Source organism: Pseudoalteromonas sp. MMG022 (genome assembly GCF_021654245.1).
In the GTDB taxonomy this organism is placed as follows: domain Bacteria; phylum Pseudomonadota; class Gammaproteobacteria; order Enterobacterales; family Alteromonadaceae; genus Pseudoalteromonas; species Pseudoalteromonas amylolytica.
In genome coordinates, this window is sequence record NZ_JAKFZQ010000001.1 from 195,057 (window position 1) to 216,734 (window position 21,678).

A 21,678-nucleotide genomic window follows, 5' to 3' on the forward strand; every position below is an offset into this window, starting at 1 on the left:
CATCAATAAAAAAAGCGGCCGAAGCCGCTTTAGTTAACTTTATTCACTCGGTGAGTCATCTGTACTCACTGGTGTGCCCTCAGTATCTGGTAGCTCAGTACCTTCACCGTCGGGAAGCTCTTCAACTGCTATTTCCTCGATACGTTGTAAACCAACTACTTGCTCGTCGTCAATAGTTCTGATCAAAATAACACCTTGCGTGTTACGACCTACCGTTGAAACTTCACTGACTCGGGTACGCACTAATGTACCACGGTTAGAGATCAGCATTATTTCGTTACTGTCATCAACTTGAACAGCGCCAACAACAGCGCCATTGCGTTCGCTAACTTTTATTGAGACAACACCTTGTGTCGCACGGCTCTTAGCTGGATAGTCTTCCAATGGTGTACGTTTACCGTATCCATTCTCTGTTACCGTGAGAATGGCACCGTCTGTTTTAGGGACAATCAGTGAAACCACCTTCACGTCATCAGGCATCTTAATACCGCGTACACCCGTAGCTGTACGGCCCATCGGACGTAAAGCTAACATTTCTTCCCCAGTTTCTGGGTCTATTTTCACTTCGCCCGTTTCTGAGTCGCGTAACTTTTCGTTAAAGCGCACGACTTTACCGTGGTCAGTAAATAACATGATGTCATTACTTCCATCTGTAATATCAGCACCTATTAAGCAATCACCTTCATTTAGATTAATTGCAATAATACCGCTGGCGCGTTGACGGCTGTAAGCTGTCAAAGGTGTTTTCTTAACTGTACCGTTCGCAGTTGCCATTAATACGTATTTATCTTCTTCGTACTCACGTACAGGCAAGATAGTAGTAATGCGTTCATCCGCTTCAAGTGGCAACAAGTTAACGATTGGCTTACCACGTGCTGCACGTGATGCTAACGGTAGCTGATAAACCTTCAGCCAATACATACGACCAGCCGTAGAGAAACACAGAATCGTATCGTGCGTATTAGCAACCAACAATCGCTCTATGAAGTCTTCGTCTTTCATTCGCGTCGCTGCTTTACCTTTACCACCTCGACGCTGCGCCTCATAATCGCTTAGCGGCTGATACTTCACATACCCCTCATGAGATAAGGTAACAACCACATCTTCTTCGTTGATCAAGTCTTCAAGGCTGATATCGTGTGCTGCTGCACTGATCTCAGTGCGACGCTCATCACCGTAGGTTTCTTTGATGATCACAAGCTCATCACGGATAACTTCCATCAAACGCTCTGGCGAAGAAAGAATGTAAAGTAGCTCTGCGATAAGGTCTAATAGCTCTTGATATTCAGCAAGGATCTTCTCGTGCTCAAGACCCGTTAGCTTATGTAGTCTTAAATCAAGGATTGCTTGCGCTTGCTGCTCTGACAAATGATATTGGCCGTCGCGAATTCCAAGCTCTGCATCTAACCAGTCTGGGCGAGCCACATTGTCTTCACCTGCTTTTTCAAGCATAGTTTTAACCGTGCCTAGCTCCCAAGGACGTGCAATCAAAGCTTGTTTCGCTTCAGCTGGGCTTGGAGATTTGCGGATCAGTTCAATGATAGGGTCTATGTTTGCAAGCGCAATCGCTAAACCTTCTAGGGTATGCGCTCTATCACGTGCCTTGCGTAGATCGAACACGGTACGACGTGTAACCACTTCACGACGGTGAACAATGAAGGCTTCAAGCATTTCTTTTAGGTTGAAGCACTTAGGCTGATTGTTATCAAGCGCAACCATGTTCATACCAAACACAGTTTGTAGCTGTGTTTGAGCATATAGGTTGTTAAGGATCACTTCCCCAACTTCACCGCGCTTAATTTCAATCACAATACGCATACCGTCTTTGTCTGACTCATCGCGTAATGCACTGATACCTTCGACTTTTTTCTCTTTTACAAGCTCTGCAATCTTTTCAATCAAGCGAGCTTTATTCACTTGATAAGGGATCTCGTGAACAATGATGGTCTCGCGACCCGTTTTCTCGTCTACTTCGATTTCCGCTCGGGCGCGAATATAGATCTTACCACGACCCGTTTTGTAAGCTTGCTCAATGCCTTTTTTACCATTGATAATCGCCGCTGTCGGGAAATCTGGGCCTGGGATATATTCGATTAGCTCTTCAATGCTCAAATCTGGGTTTTGAATCAACGCCAGACAGCCATTGACTACCTCGGTTAAATTATGAGGTGGAATGTTGGTAGCCATACCAACCGCAATACCCGACGAACCGTTTACTAATAGGTTTGGAACTTTGGTTGGAAGTACGTCAGGAATTTGCTCTGTGCCATCGTAGTTTGGTACGTAGTCTACCGTTTCTTTCTCAAGATCGGCCAGTAGCTCATGTGACATTTTCGCCATACGAACTTCGGTATAACGCATTGCCGCCGCAGAGTCACCGTCAACGGAGCCGAAGTTACCCTGACCATCTACCAGCATGTAACGTAAAGAAAAGGGTTGTGCCATACGTACTATGGTATCGTAAACTGCACTGTCACCATGTGGGTGATATTTACCGATTACGTCACCGACAACACGCGCCGACTTCTTATAAGGCTTATTCCAGTCATTTTTTAATTCGTTCATGGCGAACAATACGCGGCGGTGTACTGGTTTTAAACCATCACGAACGTCGGGTAATGCACGGCCAACGATAACACTCATCGCATAATCTAAATACGAGTTTTTGAGTTCATCTTCGATATTGACTGGGAGGATTTCATTGGCGAGATCAGTCATTTGATTCCACTTTCCTTCAGTGTCTACCTCTTTTATGTCACACTATCGCATGGCGAAGAGGTTGAGTTATTATTAATTCTGAATCGCCATGCTAACACACTTTTAAACAATTTACAGGCGCAAAGTTTTAGTGATTTTAATCTGACCCCTCTTATAATGCGCTCAGATTAACGAGGAAGTTTTTTATGACCGAACATCAAAATGTAGACCCACAGGAAATAGCAAAGTTTGAAGAAATAGCAGAACGTTGGTGGGATCAAGAGGGCGAATTTAAACCATTACACGATATCAACCCACTGCGCTTGGACTTTATTAATGATAAGTGTCACGGCTTATTTGATAAAAAAGTGCTCGATGTAGGTTGTGGCGGCGGTATTTTGACAGAAAGTATGGCAAAGCTTGGCTCACATGCCCATGGTATAGATATGGGACAAGAGCCACTTAACGTCGCCAAGCTTCATAGTTTAGAATCCGGCGTTAAAGTAGAGTATCAACGCGTTCCCGCCGAGGAGTTTGCAAAGCAGCATCCGGAATCTTTTGACGTTGTTACTTGTATGGAAATGCTTGAACACGTCCCCGACCCTGCCTCAATCATCGCAGCCGTTGCCAAACTGGCTAAACCCGGTGCCAGCGTATTTTTTTCAACATTAAATAAAACCACTAAAGCCTATTTGATGGCTATTGTTGGCGCAGAGAAATTACTTAAGCTTGTTCCAGAAGGCACACACGACCACGGCAAGTTTATTCGTCCATCCACACTTATCAACTGGGCAGAACAAGTTGGCTTAAAAGTGCGAGGCAGCGCCGGAATAAGCTACAACCCAATCAGTAAAACGTTTACGCTCAGCAACGATGTGAGTGTTAATTATCTGCTTCATTTTGAGAAACTCGCATGATCCAAGCTGTAATTTTTGATTTAGACGGGACCTTGCTTAACACCTGCGATGATTTAGGTGCTGCATTAAACCACACTCTTGAATCCCACGGCCTACCGCCTGTCAGTAAAGAGATATACAGCCCAGCAATATCTAACGGCGTAAAAGCACTACTTGAGGTTGGCTTCAAAGACACACTCATCCAACATGACGAGCAACGCCTTCGCCAAAGTGTGCTTGACTACTACGCGCAAAATATTGCCGTACATAGTCATTGCTTTGCTGGCATCGCTCAATTACTTAATGCGTTGAGTAGTAGAGGAATTAAAGTCGGCATAATGACTAACAAACCGACCTTTTTAACCATGCCACTGCTTGAGTGTATAGATGAATTAAAACAGATTGAAGTTGTGGTGTGTGGAGACACATTAGACGAGGCCAAACCTTCACCAAAACCGTTGTTGCATGCAGCTCAACAATTGGCCGTCGATCCACAACATTGCTTTTATGTTGGGGATGCAGCAAGAGATATTGAAGCCGCAAAAGCAGCTAACATGCGCTCTGTCACTGCTCTATGGGGGTACGTACCGAGTCAGGAAGTGGCACTAAGTTGGAATGCGGATCTGAATTTAACTAACCCAGAATCGCTAATTGCACATATATAGTGCAAAACTATGTTGCGAGGCACTATATCTTGTGCCTTGTAACTAAAACCTACACAAGTTGAATATAAAAAAATCAGTTAGAATTTTTTTTGAAATTGATAAAAAAACAAAACATCTTGGTTGATTTTTTTATGGTGTGTTTAGCTGTAAAACCTCAAAGGTTAATAGCCACTAACAGGAGCCGATTATCCCTAAGTTATCCACAATTGTGGCCAAGTTGTTCTATTGCAAATTTAGCTCATCCACACTATCTTGTGATCCACGGTAAGCCTATCACCATATATAGTGGTGAATAGATAAACAAAAGTGTGAACCGTGCGTTTACCATAAAAATACAATTCCGAAGGAATACAGGCGCAACTATGAACCAACAGTTATCTGTCAGCAAAAGAAACGGCCGCAAAGAGCCGCTTGATCTAGATAAAATCCATCGCGTGATCACTTGGGCCGCCGAAGGCCTCAGCAATGTTTCAGTATCACAAGTTGAGTTAAAGTCCCATATTCAGTTTTATGACGGTATTCGCACCGAAGACATTCATGAAACGATTATTAAAGCTGCTGCTGACTTGATAGATAAGGATTCTCCTGATTATCAGTATCTAGCTGCGCGCCTTGCTATTTTCCATTTGCGTAAAAAGGCATATGGCCAATTTGAGCCTCCACGTCTGTATGATCACGTAACCAAGTTAGTAGAAGACAAGCGTTACGATCCTCATCTACTGGTTGATTACACAGAACAAGAATTAGATGAGTTAGACAGGTATATTGATCATAGTCGTGATATGAATTTCAGCTATGCCGCGGTTAAGCAGCTTGAAGGTAAGTATCTGGTTCAAAACCGTGTCACTGGCGAGATTTATGAAAGCGCGCAGTTTTTATACATCTTGGTTGCCGCAAGCCTATTCTCTGATTATCCAAAAGAGACACGCCTTGACTACATCAAGCGTTTTTACGATGCGATTTCTTTATTTAAGATTTCATTACCTACGCCAATTATGGCGGGCGTACGTACACCAACGCGTCAATTCAGCTCATGTGTATTAATTGAATGTGGTGATAGTCTAGATTCAATCAATGCGACCTCGTCTGCAATTGTAAAATACGTCAGTCAACGTGCTGGTATTGGTATCAACGCGGGTAGAATCCGCGCGTTAGGTAGCCCAATCCGCAATGGTGAAGCGTACCACACCGGCTGTATTCCTTTTTATAAGCATTTTCAAACGGCAGTTAAAAGCTGTTCACAAGGTGGTGTACGCGGTGGAGCTGCTACTTTGTTCTATCCACTTTGGCACCTTGAAGTAGAAAATCTACTGGTACTAAAAAACAACCGAGGTGTAGAAGAGAACCGCGTTCGTCATCTTGACTATGGCGTGCAGTTTAACAAGACCATGTATTCTCGTTTAATCAAAGATGAGTACATTACTTTGTTTAGCCCGTCGGACGTTCCAGGCTTATACGATGCATTTTTTGAAGATCAGGATAAGTTCGAGTCTTTATATGTTCAATACGAACAAGACGAGTCAATTCGTAAGAAACGCATAAAAGCCATTGAGTTGTTCTCAATGTTTGCTCAAGAGCGTGCGAGCACAGGACGTATTTACCTACAAAACGTAGACCACTGTAATACTCACAGCCCGTTTGACTCAAAGGTAGCACCTATTCGTCAGTCTAACCTGTGCTTAGAAATCGCGTTGCCAACTAAGCCGCTAAATAATGTCAATGATCCAGATGGCGAAATTGCATTGTGTACCCTATCAGCCTTCAACTTAGGCGCGCTTGAGTCACTTGATGAGCTTGAAGAACTGGCAGAACTTGCTGTACGCGCTTTAGATAACTTACTAGATTTCCAAGATTACCCAGTTCCTGCAGCCGAAAGCGCAACGATGGGTCGCCGTACCTTAGGGATTGGTGTTATCAACTACGCTTACTACCTTGCCAAGAATGGTGTTAAATATTCTGACGGTAGCGCAAATGGCTTGACGCACCGTACATTTGAAGCCATTCAATACTACTTGATGAAAGCATCAAATGAACTGGCAAAAGAGCGTGGTGCTTGTCCATTGTTTAATGAGACCACTTATTCTCAAGGCATTATGCCAATTGATACCTACAAGCGTGACCTTGACAAGATTTGTGAAGAGCCGTTGCACTTAGATTGGGATGCACTACGTGAAAATATCAAAGCTCATGGCATGCGTAATTCAACGTTATCAGCATTAATGCCTTCGGAGACATCGTCGCAAATCTCCAATGCAACCAATGGCATTGAGCCTCCAAGAGGCCACATTAGTGTTAAGGCCAGTAAGGATGGTATATTAAAGCAAGTTGTGCCTGAGTACGAGCGTTTGAAAGACAACTATGAGCTACTTTGGGATATTCCATCGAATGATGGCTATCTTGGCTTAGTTGGTATCATGCAAAAATTTGTTGATCAAACTATCTCAGCTAATACAAACTACGACCCAAATAAATTTGAAGGCGGCAAAGTACCAATGAAGCTGCTACTTAAAGATTTACTGACAGCGTACAAGTTGGGTGTTAAAACGCTTTATTATCACAACACTCGTGATGGCGCATCAGACGCACAAGATGAGCTAAAAGCTCAGGCAGAAGATGACGATTGTGCAGGCGGCGCTTGTAAAATATAAGTTTTTAGCGGGTCATTTGGCCCGCTGTTTTTGGTATTGAGTATAAAATCTATGTCTTATTCTACTTTTAGCAGAAATCATAATGATCAGTTAAAAGAACCCATGTTCTTTGGCCAAACCGTCAATGTTTCTCGTTATGATCAACAAAAATACCCTATTTTCGAAAAGCTAATTGAGAAACAGCTTTCTTTCTTCTGGCGTCCAGAGGAAGTCGACGTCAGTAAAGACCGACTTGATTTTCAGGGCCTACCTGAGCATGAAAAGCACATTTTTTTGAGCAACCTAAAATATCAAACACTACTTGATAGTGTTCAAGGCCGCTCGCCAAATGTTGCCCTGCTGCCAATTGTTTCGTTACCTGAGCTTGAAACTTGGATTGAAACTTGGGCATTTAGTGAAACAATTCACAGCCGTTCTTACACGCATATTATCCGCAACGTTACTCAGTCACCTGAGGTTATTTTCGATGACATCGTTACCAATGATAGAATTAATCAACGTGCAGATGCTGTAACTCGTTACTATGATGAGTTAATCGAGAAGGTCTCTCTATACAATCTGTATGGTGAAGGTAAGCACGAAGTCAACGGTCAAACCGTTCTTATCAACCTGTTTGAGCTGAAAAAACTGCTGTATCTATGCATTATGTCAGTGAATATCCTTGAAGCTATTCGCTTTTATGTCAGCTTTGCTTGTTCATTTGCCTTTGCAGAGCGCGAGCTAATGGAAGGTAACGCCAAAATCATTAAGCTTATAGCTCGTGACGAAGCACTGCATTTATCTGGCACACAGCACATTTTAAACATTATGCAAGATGGTAAAGACGACCCTGAAATGGCCATCGTCGCTGCGCAGTGCCAAGAACAAGCCATCCACATGTTTGTTGAAGCAGCGGAACAAGAGAAAGAATGGGCTGAGTATTTGTTTAAAGACGGCTCAATGATAGGACTTAACAAGGATATCTTGTGTCAGTACGTCGAGTACATCACTAACGTTCGTATGTCAGCCGTTGGCTTGCCCGCACAGTTTGCAAATAAATCTAATCCTATTCCTTGGATCAATGCATGGTTGGTTTCTGATAATGTGCAAGTTGCGCCACAAGAGGCTGAGATCAGCTCATATCTAGTTGGCCAAATTGACTCAGAAGTTGACGCCTCTGATTTTGGTGATTTTGACTTGTAATGGGTGATACACCAAGTCGAAAAATTACTGTAAGTAACCATACTGAGCCGCTTGAATTTGCGGCTCAGTCATCTTCACTACTCGAAACGCTTGAACAAGCAAATATTGAAGTTCCCTATCAATGTCGAGAGGGTTTTTGTGGCGCTTGTCGAGCAAAATTAGAATCGGGTGAAGTCGTTTACAATCAAGAACCTCTAGCCTTTGTCAGAGATGGTGAAGTATTGCTTTGTTGCACCAAGCCTTTGACCGACATAAAGCTCACTCTTATTTGAATGGACCTATCAATTTGCTATGTGCTACCAGTAAAGTTTAGCTGGCCGCCAACGCTCTTCACTGCTAATATCATTTTCAGGAACAATTAGCACCAAAGCCTGTCACATATCGCCCTGTGCATGTTGATGCTCCTTAATCAACGGTAACGTGGCGACTTTTCTAAAAATGCAAAGCAAGGAGCCCCGCAATGCAACAACGCACCATTAAAAATACCCATGCATCTATCCAACAAGGTGTCGCTAAAGCTGACGGAACATTATCAATCTCAGCTCAAACGTTAACGTTTGAACCGTTTAATCATGAGCGAGGGTTAGGCCCCTACACGATTGAGCGTGCTAAAATTGTAAAAGTAGAAAAGTGTACCGGAACAGGTGGCGGTATCCTACCAATAACATACAGTGCTATCAGAGTCATACTTGATGATAATCACAGCTATGAATTCATTCTAGCCAATTCTGAGCTGTGGCTTGAAACACTATCCAACTAAATAGATTACCAACGTTTTTAGGTTTAAGCGGTTCAAAGTCCAACAAAGGTGAGCAATATGATAGAACAAGTCTTAGCATTTTGGTTTGCAGAAATTGAGCCTAAGCAGTGGTGGCAGAAGGATGCTGAGTTTGACGCATTGATCAAGCGCCGTTTTGGAGACTTACATATCCAAGCGAGTCGCTCTGAGCTTTTTAACTGGCGCACAACAGCACAAGGAAGCCTTGCAGAAATCATTGTTCTGGACCAATTTTCAAGAAACATTTATCGTGACACACCTTTGGCTTTTGCTTGCGATCCGCTCGCTCTAGCGCTTGCACAAACAGCTATCGAAAAAGGCTTTGATAAAGAGCTTCCTGATCAGCAACGCAGTTTCGTCTACCTGCCTTTTATGCATAGTGAATCACCAAGCATACACATTCAAGCCGTTAAGCTATACCAGGCGCTTGGCAATGAGCAAAACCTTGAGTTTGAACTAAAACACCAAGCGATTATTGAAAGGTTTGGTCGATACCCTCATCGTAATGCTATTTTAGGTCGCTCTTCTAGCAAAGAAGAACGAGTATTTTTGCAACAGCCAAACTCCAGTTTTTAACTGTGCGTTAAGTCGTATAGCTATCAATTAAACATGTTATACAATCACCTAACTGTATGGAAAACAAGCAAAAAGATTCTAGTGTGAATACTTTTAGAGCAATCAGACAATATTTATACAAATATATTTGATGTTTCCGATAGCGGTATTACAATGCGCACTCTTCATTATTTACAAGGATTCAAAAGTGAAAAAATCTGTATTGCCTGTTATTTTCTTATCTACGCTATCGCTCGCATCTACAGCTCAAGCAGAACAAGCTGATAATCAGTGGTTCTGGGGAGCAAATATTAGCTCTGATAGTATCGATTCTGGTATCGAAAACATTGGTTCTGAGAAAGCAGCGGGCTTTGGGTTGTTTGTTGGTAAGCAATTCAACGAACACTGGTCGGTTATGGGCGGTTATAAAAAGTTTGGTAGCCCTACCTACAACATTCACAATGTATGTGTAACTGGTTTTGGTCCATCTGAAACACTCTGTAGAGCAATTAATATCGATTTAGATCTAAACTCACTCTACGTAAAGTCTAGACTTAAAAATACATTCGACAACGGCTTTATGGTATTCGCTGATATAGCAATCAACTCATGGAACGCTGATGCAACGGCATCGTACGCAGGTTACGCGGGCTCTGGCGATGTTTCAGGCAACGATTTTAGCTTTGGCGCGGGTGTTGGTTATCAAAACGACCGTCATGAGTACACCTTAGGCTTTGAAAGCTACGACTTTGATGGCACCGATATCACTTCTATCAGTGTTAGCTATTCATATAGCTTCTAAGCTGCTTAATATTTAGGGTGGTTGTGCGCTGCCCTAAACACATCTTAATTAGATCAGCTTCGATGCGTGAGTTTCATAATATTCAAATTTATCACTGACGCTGATCTGGTTTTGTTCAATCACAATATCCCAATGCAAACTCCGGCTTAGCGCGGAACTCAAAGAGTTAATAAAATCGGATTCGAGTTCAAAAATACTAAGATTCTCTACATAGCTCAAACGTTCTTTTACCGCCTCAAACCATTCCGGATCCTCCTTTATCAATAGTACTAATTTTTGGAATTGTTTTGATAAGCGAACGATTTCTTCTAGTTCCAACGGACACGCGTATAGCGCTACGGTAATATACCCTTGCTCATCTTCGAGCCACACGTCTGGCTTTTGTTTTTCTGCCATATTATTCATATGCGCACTTTGCTCATACGAAAGTGCACAGTAGCCGAGCAGTTTGAGTACAAAGTGCTCTAATGTTTCTGCTTTTTGCAATGCGGTTGTAAACACTTCCTGATGATTCGCATGATGATATAAATCAGCTACATTCAAGCGAGCCTTGAACACAAATGGTTTAGCCATAATCGGTACCCTAGTCCTTCATTCACTCTAACTATAGGAGTTATGATCACAATCGCAATAAATTTAAAAGCTATAATATAACATTATTGAATCTAAATAATTGCGGTGTTATATTATAACAACGCTAAACATTCACATTCTAATACAAGTCGAAGATCATGATTAAGCAGTCCCTAATAAGTAGTGCCATTGTTTCCGCTTTGTTTTCAACCTATGCAATTGCAGGTGATGTAAAAGGTAAAGTTGTAGATCACAACAACCAACCTGTCAGTGGTGCTAAAGTTCATTTACATGGTAAAACTCAATCTGTAACCAGCGACAAAAACGGCCAATTTACAATTGCCGTTGATGCTGATTCTCAGCTACATGTAACCAAAAATAACTATATTGATGAACGTATAAACATCACTGAAGACAACGGCTTTGTTACCGTGCAGCTTAAGCCAAGTGCGGTAGAAAGCATCGTAGTGTTTGCGTCTGCCCTGCACAAAAATAACGTAGAAATGGCCTCACCGGTATCGGTCCTTGGGGGCGATGAGCTAAAAAATGCTGCTAAACCAACACTAGGTGAAACGTTAAAAGGTATTCCCGGCATCAATGCTAGTTATTTTGGCCCTGTATCTTCAAGCCCAATCATTCGTGGCCTAGATGGCCCTCGTGTGAAAATCACCCAAAATGGCTTAGATAGTAGTGATGCATCGCGTGTCGGACCCGATCACGCCAATACCAATGACAGTTTGTCAGCGCAACAAATCGAAGTATTACGTGGACCTGCAACCTTGCTTTATGGTTCTGGTGCCATTGGTGGCGTAGTAAACGTAGTTGATAATCGCATCCCCAGTGATGTGATTGAATCACTTAATGGCGCTGCAGAGTACAGTCATGATAGCGTTTCTAACACGAATACCTATGCTGCGTTATTAGAAACCGGTAAAGATGGCTTTAATTTCCATTTTGATGGTGTAAAACGTAAAGGAGGCGACTATGAAACACCTTCTTTTGAGCTACCTTCAGAGGAGCATGAAGAACACGGCGAGCACGACGGACATGAAGATCACGCCGACCATGCACAAGAGTCTCACGATGAACACGCTGAACTTGCAAACCGTGTAGAAAACACCTTTATTGACTCTCAACAAGTTAATTTTGGCACCAGCTATATCAATGAACATGTCACTGTCGGTCTTTCTTTCGGTCGCATCGATACAGATTATGGGATCCCTGGGCACAGCCATGCTCATCATGAAGAGCATGACCACGAAGAAGCACATGCAGAAGATGACAACGACATGCACGTCGACGAGGGTCATGATGAACATGACGATGAGAATGTATTTGCTCGTGTAAAACAAGATAGATGGCAGGCACTTTTTAACTACGCACTGCACGACCAATGGATTGAAGCTATCAGTGTTCGAGCTGGTTATACCGATTATACGCACAGTGAAATTGAAGGTGGTGAAGTTGGTACAACCTTCAGCAATAAGTCCAGCGAATTACGCGCAAATGTAGAGCACAAGTTTGGACAATGGCACGGCATTCTTGGCTATCACTACAGTGACAGCGACTACGCCGCACAAGGTGAAGAAGCATTTACGCCTTCAACAACTACAAAATCTCACGCCGTCTATTTGCTTGAAGAGCGCACCTTTGGGGATTTCACACTAGAGCTAGGCGCGCGTATAGAAGACTACCAATTATCTAGCCATATCATTGAAGCTGAACACCACGAACATGATAGCCATGATGAAGAGCATCACGATGATCATGATGAAGATGTTCACGCCATGACCGAAATTGACTATCAGCTTGATATCACAAATATCAGTGCCTCTGTGGGTGGCGTTTATCACTTTCAGGACGGCCACAATGTAGCTGTTAATGTTTCACGCTCTGAACGCGCGCCTTTAACCGCAGAGCTACTAGCGAATGGTATTCATATTGCCACTGGCACCTATGAGTTAGGACTTGGCTATCATATCGAAGATGGCGAGGTTCACTTTGAACCTGAAGATATCAAGCAAGAGACTGCGACCAATATTGACTTAAGCTTACGCCGCTTTATTGGCAATTTTGGTTATACCATTAATGTATTTTACAACGACATTGATAACTACTATTACCAACAAAGCACTGGCCTTATTTTTAGCGAGGCACACGGTATTGAAGTTGCAGATCACGAACATGAAAACGCTTTACCCGTATTCCAGTTTAGAAGTAATGATGCCGAGCTTTATGGCATAGAATTAGATGCTCATTACAATATCAATGACAAAAACCGCGTTAAGGTATTTGCTGACAAACTCAGCGCTAAACTTAAAAATGGCGATTCGCTGCCACGTATCCCCAGTGACAAACTAGGCGTGAAATACGAGTTTGATTATGATGGCTTCAAAACCAACATGACAGTAACACGTTATGCCAAGCAAGATGACATCACCGCATACGAAACGGCAACGTCAGGTTACACCATTGTCGATGCAAGTGTGCAATATGATTTCAGTCACAGTGGCATAGACTTTGTTGGCTATTTGAATCTGGACAACCTCACCGATGAACTTGGTTTTGTACATAGTTCATTTATCAAAGAACAAGCTCCATTACCTGGTAGAAACGTAAAATTAGGTATTCGTGCTTACTTCTAACGCTCCATGTAATGTTGACTGTCACGCTGTATGTGCCAGTCAACATTACATTTTTTTTGCTTGTAATTCTGTGTAATAGCAATTGTAACAAAATATAACTATTATTTTACAATCCACTGTTGCAAGGAAAATATAATGAGCAAGTTGCATTTCGCCGCGGCACTGAGTGTCGTAGGACTTTTAACCGCCATCGGCTGTACAACTAACCGTCACACTGCCCCACCCGATCCAATCCAGGTCACCCCAGAGCAAGGGCAAGTCCCTGACCGCACCTGGCTAGATCAAGGTTGGAGTCAGGAAATAAGTGAAAACTTCTGGTTTACCAACCAAGGCTCACAGATCATCCCATATACTTGGTTTGTTTGGCTTGAACAAGCTGACAGCACGCAGTTATTCCGACACTCAGAACATATGGAATCCTTGCGTTACTTACCAAGTAAAGCCAGTGAAAAAAACCCTGGAGGTCTTCCTATTGGTTTTGCACGGCACAGTAATCAAACCACTGGTGAAAATTGGGTTGGCATGACCTGTGCGGCGTGTCACACCAATCAGATTGACTATAAAGGCACCAAAATTTTAGTTGATGGTGCCCCTACTTTGGCAAACTTCGTGTTGTTTTTCGACAGACTCGTAGCAGCTTTAAACAAAACACTGAATGAAGAAGCCAAGTTCGAACGCTTTGCACGTAATGTATTGGGCTCAGGTTACAATGCAACAACCAAAAACGACCTCAAGCAACGGTTGCAAGAAATTGCTTTGCAAACGGCACAGCGCCAAGCAGTCAATGCGCTACCCAAAGACTACCCACAAGATTTTACCAGCTATGCCCGACTAGACGCATTTGGTAATATTCAAAATGCTGGAACAGCATTTGCGTTAAACGATTTAACGAACAAAAACGCGCCAACGGGCCCGGTTTCATATCCATTTTTATGGGGTACACACCAGTCGGACGTTGTACAGTGGAATGCCTCAGCGCCAAACACACCTATTGTTGGCCCGTTAGTGAGAAATATTGGTGAAGTGGTTGGCGTATTTGGAGAGCTTGAAATTAAAGAAGCCCCATTTATACAAAGAGTATTTGGAAAACACGCCCGCTATAGCTCAACTGTCGACATGATAGGTTTGGGTAATCTAGAATCTTGGGTTAAAACACTGCGCTCTCCTCAGTGGCCACTTGAATACTTCCCCGCCATTGATACGGAAAAAGCCGCTAAGGGCGCAATTCTTTACAAACAAGAATGTGCTAGCTGCCACCAAGTTATTCCTCGCGATAAAGAGCACTTGGATTATATCGCAAACCAAACCTTAATTAGTGAGCTAGGAACCGACCCTGTCACCGCCAACAATGCATCGTGCCATATGGCGAAAACGCTATTTTTAGAAGGTACAAAAGAGCGCATTCTCATTGGTTCTAAATTCCAAGCGGTAGATAACGCAATTGACATTCCAGTTAATGGCGTTGTGGGCTTGGTACTCAAAGACCTCCCGCTTGCACTAAAAGCGGGTAATATTCCTGAACGCACCGATGCTAATGGCAACAAAATAAGTGTGGTTAAAGAGTTAGAAAATTTATTGGTTCAACACCTGAAAAAACGCGGCGAAAAAGCAGATGAGGTAGAAGCAGATTGCGTCGACGGCGTTTATGATGGTGGCGTGTACAAAGGCCGTCCACTGAATGGGATTTGGGCAACGGCACCGTACCTGCATAACGGCTCAGTACCTAATCTGTACGAGCTTATGAAAAAGCCTGAGCAGCGAGTAACAGAGTTCTGGGTGGGTAGTCGTGAGTTTGACCCTGTCAACGTTGGCTTTGACACAACCGCTGGACTGAATAAATTTAAAGTAAATGGAAGTGGCGGAAAAATCATGCCAGGAAATTCAAACCGTGGTCACAGTTATGGTACTGACCTAAACGATGAACAAAAATGGCAAGTTATTGAATATATGAAAACTCTTTAAGGAATAGTCGTAGGACACCGAAGTAAGGTGTCCTACCTGCCACCGTGTTTTCGCTCATATATGTTAGCCCTTCAGTAAAACCGCTTCTTTAGCTTGCCACATCGTCACTATCCATAGACACTGATATACCCATTTTATGCGTATTGATATAAAACAGACACATCATATGTATCTCTTGTGTGCGAATCACCTTCGCGAGTACATTTCAGTTTAGCCATTAACCCCCTAGAATAACCTTGTTAAACAATAACTGCACCGTGTACTTACGTGTATTTCAGACAAATGCCTAGTAAATAAATGCTACGGGCATGTCATCTCTTCAATAAACAACCTATAAAGCTCAACTTTCCCCCAAACTAAGCGTTACGTTTCATTTTTATCAAAATTGGCAAATAACCACCGAAATAGATGAAAAATAAGATACTTTGAAATTAAATTAGTTATAACTATGGAAAAAATGGTTAAACAATGCGTAAAATAAATTTACCCAAAATAGAAAAAATCAACATGGATGGTAAATGATGATTGCCAGCAGTACACAATTGCAATTTCAAACAATTACAGCAAGATACACTGGCGTCTGGCTATACGACATATTTGTATGCTTTGATACGCAAAAGGTCTATAAGCAAGCACAAGAAATACACCTTCCTGTTCTATCCTTTAGCTTGTTATGTGTGCTGCTCGAACATTCACCGAAATCACTTACCAGTGCACAATTACAGACGTTAGTGTGGAAAAATGTGGTAACGGGTGATGAAAATGTTAAACAACGTATCCGAATGCTTCGTTTAGCACTTGGGCAAACACCTGAGAATGAGTACATTAAAAATTTGCGGGGTAAAGGTTACTATGTGATGGCCCACTGCGCTGGAAGTATCGGAAAAATAAAAAAATAAGCTTTAAGAACAGTTTGCTAGGCACGGCTAGTACTATTTCAATTGCGTTTGTAGGAACCGCTTTGTGGACATTATCTACTGCTAATCTTCCCATAGCAAACAGCCCTAAAATCACTCTTAACCAAGAAAATGCAATTCTTCTTGCAAGATCACAACAGGACCTCGCATTTTGCCTCGATGGTTTCGATGACTTTATAGAGCTGCCTGATAACGATGATTTTGATATCACATTTGGCGACTTTTCTGTGACAGCATGGATAAAAACCGACTCATATGATCAGCGAGTAATAATTGATAAGCGATATGAAAACCAGATGGATACCGTTCAAGGCTATGTAATGTTTGTTGATGACGGGAAGTTAGGCTTTCAACTGGCAGATGGTATTGGTAGTTGGTATTGCGAACAAGATAATGGTGCTTGCACTACATATATTTCAAATTCATCCGTTTCAGATGGAAAGTGGCATCATGTCGCAGTTTCAGTAGATAGGGATGACCCCGACGGACTTCGTTTTTATATAGATGGACAGCCCAGCTGTATTCATGATCCGACCAAGCGAAGCGGTTCTCTTGCCAATGATATGCCTTTGAGAATTGGCAGTAGATCATCCTACCATACCGGTCTTTTTAAAGGAGCAATTGGTGAGGTCGCACTACATCATCGCGCACTCGATCAACAAGAGGTACATTTAGACTATCAAAAAGGCAATCAAAGAAGCTGTTTTAGTATTGCAAGTAACGGTGGAACAATGTCACACGACCGACACGACATAGCCGGCTTATAACATCATATTTGACGAGACTTTGCGCACCGATAGTGAAGCTTTAATAAATAGCGATGTAAGTTATATGCCTGTATTTTTGAGTGATTTTTCTTCCATCAAACCGATAAGGTTGCCGTCAGGGTCTTTCAAAAAACCTATCCACAATTCGTGATCTGGCATATTTGCACTTAATTGAGGAAAACGCTCAAGCTCTGCCCCCTTGTCCAACATTTTCCCAAATGTTGTTTCTATATCCTTTACTGAAAAATACATTATGGAGTTTTTCCCTATCTCACCGTAACCTTGGGGAGTAGTCAACATAACTCGCGTATCTCCACAGCTTAAAAACGCGAGATTATCAGAAGGTGAAAAGAGCAAGTTTAAACCAAGAATATCTCGATAAAAGCCCAGCGCTACACTGACATTACTCACAGTTATCGCTATCTGAGCCAACTTTGATATGGCGCTCATATCTTACCTATACCTGTGTTACTAGAAGGCTATTATTTTATTCTAAACACGCCGATAGCAACACAAATCGCGCCACCTACCATACCAGCCCATGCTTCAAGAGGGGTTTCTCCACTCAATGCTCTTCCAAGTTGTGATTCTGCTGAATCATAAATGTTGTAACCCCACGCCACCAAAGCAACTCCCCCAATAATGAAGATAATGCCAATAAGTTTATTATTCATCGATTTACATCCTTCTTTACGCAACTGTTAACTACTGAGTAAAGCGGATTTTTTCAATTGTGCAAATCTCCACCTTCTGCAATACAGCCACTAACAAGAAGCCAACGCGAAATATTTTAAGTATATTGTATACGTTATTCATATTGTGCTATACATTAATTCAACAATCTGGCCGGATTAATAACAAAAAAACAATAACCGGAGGAACATCCCTAATGAAATACTCAATAATTATCAGCGCATTACTAGCAGCTTCAGCAACATCAGCAGTCGCTAAAGGTAAGCCAACTCCAGATAATATTTTGCCATTGCGCCATACCTGTAGTGACACCTTGAGATTTCAAGCTCAAGATATGACAGCCACACAGTTTGATGACTCATGCGATATCGTTGGTACTGAAGAAACTTACTTTCACCAACGCCTAGAAACTGCGTGGCAGCCTGTTAGCAATGATCTTAACGATGACTTATTAATGGTGATTTTTGATGATTACCAGCAATACAATCGCTATGGTTCACGCTTTTTTGGCATCAGCACCAATAACGGCGGCATGTATATTGAAGGCAATGCGACCGATCCTAGCAATCAGGCGACCTTTTATGCCCATGAAGCTGACTGGCTCAGACCTGAATTTGCAATTTGGAATTTAGAGCATGAGTACGTGCACTATTTGGATGGTCGTTTTAACCTCAAAGGTAACTTTTCAGACTACCCACAAAATACCGTTTGGTGGAGCGAAGGACTTGCTGAGTACATCTCTTTAAAAGATAACAATGCCGATGCGGTTGCGCTCATCAACCAATCAGGACAGAACTTATCTCTCGCTACGGTCTTAAATACAGACTACAGCAACAGCACAGATCAAATCTATCGCTGGGGTTATTTAGCCGCGCGCTTCATGATGGAACGTCATATGGAGGATGTACGCGTACTTCGTAGCAATACCAGAGAAGCTGATTGGTCAGCCTATCAACAGCAGCTTTCGCAGTGGAGCAGCGCCTATGAAAGTGAATGGCAAACTTGGCTGGTGTCTTTATAACAGTTAGCCAACTCTAAATATAAATGGGCCAAGCTATGCATGGCCCATTATTCACAGATTTGATTCTTTGCTTTTCTATAGGAATACCGCATGTGCAAACCACTGTTGTTACTTACATTATTATTTAGTTTTAAAGCCTTATCGCTACCGAAACATAGTGAACTTGTTCAACTGTCTAATTTACTAAACAATAAATTGACTCAAAGTATTCAAGATTCTCGAGTAAAACTTGATGATATTCATACACTTTATGCCCCCGCCCAAGGCGTTCACATCGCATTTGAATTTAAAATTGATAACGATGAAACACCTGCACCACACATTGCTCATAGCTTTAATCAAAATGACGAGTTTGTGGCACTCAAACAGCAGCTTCGAGGTTTGTCTCACCAGATTTTTAGTCTTGAAAAGCAACACGCCATGATTTCGGATAAAGCCTCAGCAGATCAAATAACCAAACTTAAACAAGAATTGGCTCAGGCAAACCAACAAAAAACTGAGTTAGCTGAGCGATATAACGCACTGACCAACAAACTCTCTCGTCAGCATCAACGGGCTCAATTAATTACAACCGTAGAACAAATTGCAGCGAATGTTTTATGTAGTGAAACTAAGTTTGATTTGATGGCGTCGCTAGATAAGCCATTCGACGAATCAGTGGCCGTTACTCTCAATAGCTGGCCTGACAGCAAAGATAAGCAACCGCAGAGCTTGGTATGGGTGTTTTCAACTAAGGCTATCGAACAGTGTCAATCTAGCAGCTTAAGCACTGAACAATTCCTACAGCAAAAAGTCCAAGTACAGCTTTAGCATGTTCAAGTACATTTGTAAGCTAAGTTGCCGTGACGCAACGAATAACCATAAATTGGCTATTCGTTGCCCCTAACCTACTGTGCGTGCTTTATAGATATGGCTCTTAGAACGCGAGCATATGTAATAAGTTCTCCTACTTCGATCTCAACAAAATCAGGCGTATCAAATAAATATGGTAAGAGGAAGGAGTGATTAGGCAAAAAATTGAAGTTCTAACGCGATAAAGTAATATCGCATACATAAAAAAAGCCGCGGCCATACGGCACAACGGCTTTAACAACCAGAATTGTTATTATTCTTTTATAAAGCTGCTTCGAGTTCAGGTAGCACGTCAAACAAGTCAGCCACTAAACCATAGTCTGCGACTTGGAAAATTGGGGCATCTGGATCCTTGTTAATGGCAACAATCACTTTTGAGTCTTTCATACCCGCCAAGTGTTGAATAGCACCGCTGATGCCCACTGCGATATACAGATCAGGTGCAACAATCTTACCCGTTTGACCCACTTGCATATCGTTAGGAACAAACCCTGCGTCTACAGCCGCTCTTGAAGCACCAATAGCCGCGCCGAGTTTATCTGCAATACCATTAAGTAATGAGAAATTTTCACCGTTTTGCATGCCTCGGCCACCAGAAATAACAACAGGCGCAGCATTGAGCTCAGGACGCTCAGATTCTGTTTGTTCAACACCCACAAACGCACTGAGTTTGTTATCAATGTCAATTGATAGAGTTTCAATGTCACATGCGCCCTGTTCGCCTTGCGCATCAAATGCACTTGCACGAACCGTGATCACTTTTTGTGATTCATTAGACTTAACTGTGGCAATCGCATTACCCGCATAAATTGGACGTTTGAAGGTATCTGCATCAATTACGGCAATAATTTCAGAAATCTGTGATTTATCTAACAACGCCGCTGCGCGTGGAAGAATGTTCTTTCCTGTTGTTGATGCACTGGCAAGAATATGGCTGTAGCTGCTTGCAAGCTCAACAACTAAGTCTGCTGTGTTTTCAGCCAACTGATGTTCAAATGACGCGCTATCAGCAACACGCACTTTACTTACACCGGCTATCTGAGCAGCACTGTTGGCAACGTCAGCAACATTAGACCCTGCTACTAGAATTTCTACACTCGCGCCAATCGCCGCTGCTGCATTTACAACTTTTGCAGTCTCTGGCTTTAATTGGCCATTTTCATGTTCTGCAATGACTAATACGCTCATGAGATCACCTTTGCTTCAGTTCTTAGTTTTGTTACCAACTCTTCTACACTTTCAACGATAATACCCGCCTCACGTTTTGCTGGCTCTTCAACTTTCAGCAGCTCTACGCGTGGGGCAAGATCAACACCGAAAGTATCGGCAGCGATTATATCAAGTGGCTTACGCTTTGCTTTCATGATGTTAGGTAAAGATGCATAACGTGGTTCATTCAAACGAAGGTCAGTGGTTACGATAGCTGGTAAAGACAACGACACGGTTTGCAAGCCACCGTCAACTTCACGCGTAACTTGCGCCTTGCCCCCTTCAATCACCACTTTTGAGGCAAAAGTACCTTGGCTACGATTAGTTAAAGCTGCAAGCATTTGCCCAGTTTGGTTATTGTCTGAATCGATTGATTGCTTACCAAGAATAACTAACTCTGGACTTTCCTGCTCAACTAACTTAGCTAGCAGTTTAGCCACATGTAATGACTCTAATTTAGCATCTGTTTCAATATGAATAGCTTTATCAGCACCAAGCGCTAGTGCTGTTCGTAACTGTTCTTGGCATGCTTTGTCACCAATCGACACAGCAACAACTTCACTGGCTGTACCAGCTTCTTTTAGACGAATTGCTTCTTCAACAGCAATTTCACAAAATGGGTTCATGGCCATTTTTACATTGCTCAAATCAACATCACTGCTGTCTGGCTTTACTCTAGCCTTGACGTTGTAGTCAATCACTCGCTTGATTGGCACAAGTACTTTCATGGTAACTCCATCATCTGGTTATTCTTAAAGCTGACGTATACGTCAACATAATTATTTTATGGAATCAGACTACTTCCTGTTGACGTAA

20 protein-coding genes are annotated in these 21,678 nt (G+C 42.4%); 14 read left to right on the top strand and 6 right to left on the bottom strand.

The annotated features are described in order from the left end of the window. Positions 1-39: 39 nt before the first annotated feature. Positions 40-2,718 (bottom strand): DNA gyrase subunit A, encoded by a 2,679-nt coding sequence (gyrA, locus tag L1070_RS00715; RefSeq protein WP_237124087.1) that lies wholly within the window; start codon positions 2,716-2,718, stop codon positions 40-42. 185 nt (positions 2,719-2,903) lie between these two features. On the opposite strand from gyrA, the gene ubiG reads away from it, so the two are divergent. The 8 genes from ubiG (at position 2,904) to L1070_RS00755 (ending at position 10,223) form a co-directional block, all read left to right on the top strand. Further along, a complete protein-coding gene (ubiG, locus tag L1070_RS00720; protein ID WP_070985408.1) occupies positions 2,904-3,614 on the top strand; it encodes a bifunctional 2-polyprenyl-6-hydroxyphenol methylase/3-demethylubiquinol 3-O-methyltransferase UbiG in 711 nt (236 codons plus the stop codon). Then, a complete protein-coding gene (locus tag L1070_RS00725) occupies positions 3,611-4,258 on the top strand; it encodes an HAD-IA family hydrolase (RefSeq protein ID WP_237124088.1) in 648 nt (215 codons plus the stop codon). Before ubiG ends, L1070_RS00725 begins: the two co-directional genes overlap by 4 nt. A 362-nt stretch (positions 4,259-4,620) precedes the next feature. Then, positions 4,621-6,906: a class 1a ribonucleoside-diphosphate reductase subunit alpha gene (nrdA, locus tag L1070_RS00730; protein ID WP_237124089.1), complete on the top strand. Its 2,286-nt coding sequence runs from the start codon at positions 4,621-4,623 to the stop codon at positions 6,904-6,906. Between the two features lie 51 nt (positions 6,907-6,957). Next, complete coding sequence (gene nrdB, locus L1070_RS00735; protein WP_237124090.1) at positions 6,958-8,088, top strand: class Ia ribonucleoside-diphosphate reductase subunit beta; 1,131 nt, start codon at positions 6,958-6,960, stop codon at positions 8,086-8,088. Further along, positions 8,088-8,360: a class I ribonucleotide reductase maintenance protein YfaE gene (gene yfaE, locus L1070_RS00740; protein ID WP_070985404.1), complete on the top strand. Its 273-nt coding sequence runs from the start codon at positions 8,088-8,090 to the stop codon at positions 8,358-8,360. The genes nrdB and yfaE overlap by 1 nt, the downstream gene beginning before the upstream one ends. A 188-nt stretch (positions 8,361-8,548) precedes the next feature. Further along, a complete protein-coding gene (locus L1070_RS00745) occupies positions 8,549-8,848 on the top strand; it encodes a hypothetical protein (RefSeq protein WP_237124091.1) in 300 nt (99 codons plus the stop codon). A 57-nt stretch (positions 8,849-8,905) separates the two neighbouring features. Then, on the top strand, positions 8,906-9,442 hold the full coding sequence (locus L1070_RS00750) for a DUF924 family protein (RefSeq protein ID WP_237124092.1): 537 nt from the start codon (positions 8,906-8,908) through the stop codon (positions 9,440-9,442). A 187-nt stretch (positions 9,443-9,629) separates the two neighbouring features. Then, on the top strand, positions 9,630-10,223 hold the full coding sequence (locus L1070_RS00755) for an outer membrane beta-barrel protein (protein ID WP_237124093.1): 594 nt from the start codon (positions 9,630-9,632) through the stop codon (positions 10,221-10,223). A 48-nt stretch (positions 10,224-10,271) separates the two neighbouring features. Here the strand turns inward: L1070_RS00755 and L1070_RS00760 are convergent, their stop codons facing one another. Beyond that, a complete protein-coding gene (locus L1070_RS00760; protein WP_237124094.1) occupies positions 10,272-10,796 on the bottom strand; it encodes a YaeQ family protein in 525 nt (174 codons plus the stop codon). Between the two features lie 158 nt (positions 10,797-10,954). On the opposite strand from L1070_RS00760, the gene L1070_RS00765 reads away from it, so the two are divergent. The 4 genes from L1070_RS00765 (at position 10,955) to L1070_RS00780 (ending at position 17,087) form a co-directional block, all read left to right on the top strand. Continuing rightward, the gene (locus L1070_RS00765) at positions 10,955-13,441 is read left to right on the top strand and encodes a TonB-dependent receptor (protein ID WP_237124095.1); all 2,487 of its coding nucleotides are present in this window, start codon (positions 10,955-10,957) and stop codon (positions 13,439-13,441) included. A 135-nt stretch (positions 13,442-13,576) separates the two neighbouring features. Then, complete coding sequence (locus tag L1070_RS00770) at positions 13,577-15,403, top strand: di-heme-cytochrome C peroxidase (RefSeq protein ID WP_237124096.1); 1,827 nt, start codon at positions 13,577-13,579, stop codon at positions 15,401-15,403. Between the two features lie 518 nt (positions 15,404-15,921). Beyond that, on the top strand, positions 15,922-16,302 hold the full coding sequence (locus tag L1070_RS00775; RefSeq protein WP_237124097.1) for a winged helix-turn-helix domain-containing protein: 381 nt from the start codon (positions 15,922-15,924) through the stop codon (positions 16,300-16,302). A 14-nt stretch (positions 16,303-16,316) separates the two neighbouring features. After that, entirely contained in the window at positions 16,317-17,087 is a 771-nt protein-coding gene (locus L1070_RS00780; protein WP_237124098.1) for a LamG domain-containing protein, read from the top strand. 60 nt (positions 17,088-17,147) lie between these two features. On the opposite strand, the gene L1070_RS00785 is transcribed toward L1070_RS00780, so the two are convergent. Further along, on the bottom strand, positions 17,148-17,537 hold the full coding sequence (locus tag L1070_RS00785) for a VOC family protein (RefSeq protein ID WP_237124099.1): 390 nt from the start codon (positions 17,535-17,537) through the stop codon (positions 17,148-17,150). A gap of 32 nt (positions 17,538-17,569) precedes the next feature. Beyond that, complete coding sequence (locus L1070_RS00790) at positions 17,570-17,761, bottom strand: DUF3185 family protein (RefSeq protein ID WP_070985394.1); 192 nt, start codon at positions 17,759-17,761, stop codon at positions 17,570-17,572. Positions 17,762-17,976: 215 nt separating this feature from the next. Between L1070_RS00790 and L1070_RS00795 the strand changes: the two genes are divergently transcribed. Both L1070_RS00795 and L1070_RS00800 read left to right on the top strand, forming a co-directional pair. After that, positions 17,977-18,801, top strand: coding sequence for a collagenase (locus L1070_RS00795; protein ID WP_237124100.1), 825 nt, complete (start codon positions 17,977-17,979; stop codon positions 18,799-18,801). 90 nt (positions 18,802-18,891) lie between these two features. After that, positions 18,892-19,611: a hypothetical protein gene (locus L1070_RS00800; protein ID WP_237124101.1), complete on the top strand. Its 720-nt coding sequence runs from the start codon at positions 18,892-18,894 to the stop codon at positions 19,609-19,611. Between the two features lie 303 nt (positions 19,612-19,914). On the opposite strand, the gene L1070_RS00805 is transcribed toward L1070_RS00800, so the two are convergent. Continuing rightward, the gene (locus tag L1070_RS00805) at positions 19,915-20,841 is read right to left on the bottom strand and encodes an FAD-binding protein (RefSeq protein ID WP_237124102.1); all 927 of its coding nucleotides are present in this window, start codon (positions 20,839-20,841) and stop codon (positions 19,915-19,917) included. Further along, a complete protein-coding gene (locus L1070_RS00810) occupies positions 20,838-21,590 on the bottom strand; it encodes an electron transfer flavoprotein subunit beta/FixA family protein (RefSeq protein ID WP_237124103.1) in 753 nt (250 codons plus the stop codon). Before L1070_RS00810 ends, L1070_RS00805 begins: the two co-directional genes overlap by 4 nt. Positions 21,591-21,678: the final 88 nt, after the last annotated feature.

Bases quoted from the DNA above. Each gene is read 5' to 3' on its own strand.
- L1070_RS00785 (WP_237124099.1), bottom strand. From the start codon at position 17,537: ATGAGCGCCATATCAAAGTTGGCTCAGATAGCGATAACTGTGAGTAAT.
- L1070_RS00770 (WP_237124096.1), top strand. From the start codon at position 13,577: ATGAGCAAGTTGCATTTCGCCGCGGCACTGAGTGTCGTAGGACTTTTA.
- L1070_RS00805 (WP_237124102.1), bottom strand. From the start codon at position 20,841: ATGAGCGTATTAGTCATTGCAGAACATGAAAATGGCCAATTAAAGCCA.
- L1070_RS00810 (WP_237124103.1), bottom strand. From the start codon at position 21,590: ATGAAAGTACTTGTGCCAATCAAGCGAGTGATTGACTACAACGTCAAG.
- L1070_RS00765 (WP_237124095.1), top strand. From the start codon at position 10,955: ATGATTAAGCAGTCCCTAATAAGTAGTGCCATTGTTTCCGCTTTGTTT.
- nrdA (WP_237124089.1), top strand. From the start codon at position 4,621: ATGAACCAACAGTTATCTGTCAGCAAAAGAAACGGCCGCAAAGAGCCG.
- yfaE (WP_070985404.1), top strand. From the start codon at position 8,088: ATGGGTGATACACCAAGTCGAAAAATTACTGTAAGTAACCATACTGAG.
- L1070_RS00725 (WP_237124088.1), top strand. From the start codon at position 3,611: ATGATCCAAGCTGTAATTTTTGATTTAGACGGGACCTTGCTTAACACC.
- L1070_RS00775 (WP_237124097.1), top strand. From the start codon at position 15,922: ATGATGATTGCCAGCAGTACACAATTGCAATTTCAAACAATTACAGCA.
- ubiG (WP_070985408.1), top strand. From the start codon at position 2,904: ATGACCGAACATCAAAATGTAGACCCACAGGAAATAGCAAAGTTTGAA.
- gyrA (WP_237124087.1), bottom strand. From the start codon at position 2,718: ATGACTGATCTCGCCAATGAAATCCTCCCAGTCAATATCGAAGATGAA.
- L1070_RS00760 (WP_237124094.1), bottom strand. From the start codon at position 10,796: ATGGCTAAACCATTTGTGTTCAAGGCTCGCTTGAATGTAGCTGATTTA.
- L1070_RS00795 (WP_237124100.1), top strand. From the start codon at position 17,977: ATGAAATACTCAATAATTATCAGCGCATTACTAGCAGCTTCAGCAACA.
- L1070_RS00745 (WP_237124091.1), top strand. From the start codon at position 8,549: ATGCAACAACGCACCATTAAAAATACCCATGCATCTATCCAACAAGGT.
- L1070_RS00750 (WP_237124092.1), top strand. From the start codon at position 8,906: ATGATAGAACAAGTCTTAGCATTTTGGTTTGCAGAAATTGAGCCTAAG.
- nrdB (WP_237124090.1), top strand. From the start codon at position 6,958: ATGTCTTATTCTACTTTTAGCAGAAATCATAATGATCAGTTAAAAGAA.
- L1070_RS00790 (WP_070985394.1), bottom strand. From the start codon at position 17,761: ATGAATAATAAACTTATTGGCATTATCTTCATTATTGGGGGAGTTGCT.
- L1070_RS00800 (WP_237124101.1), top strand. From the start codon at position 18,892: ATGTGCAAACCACTGTTGTTACTTACATTATTATTTAGTTTTAAAGCC.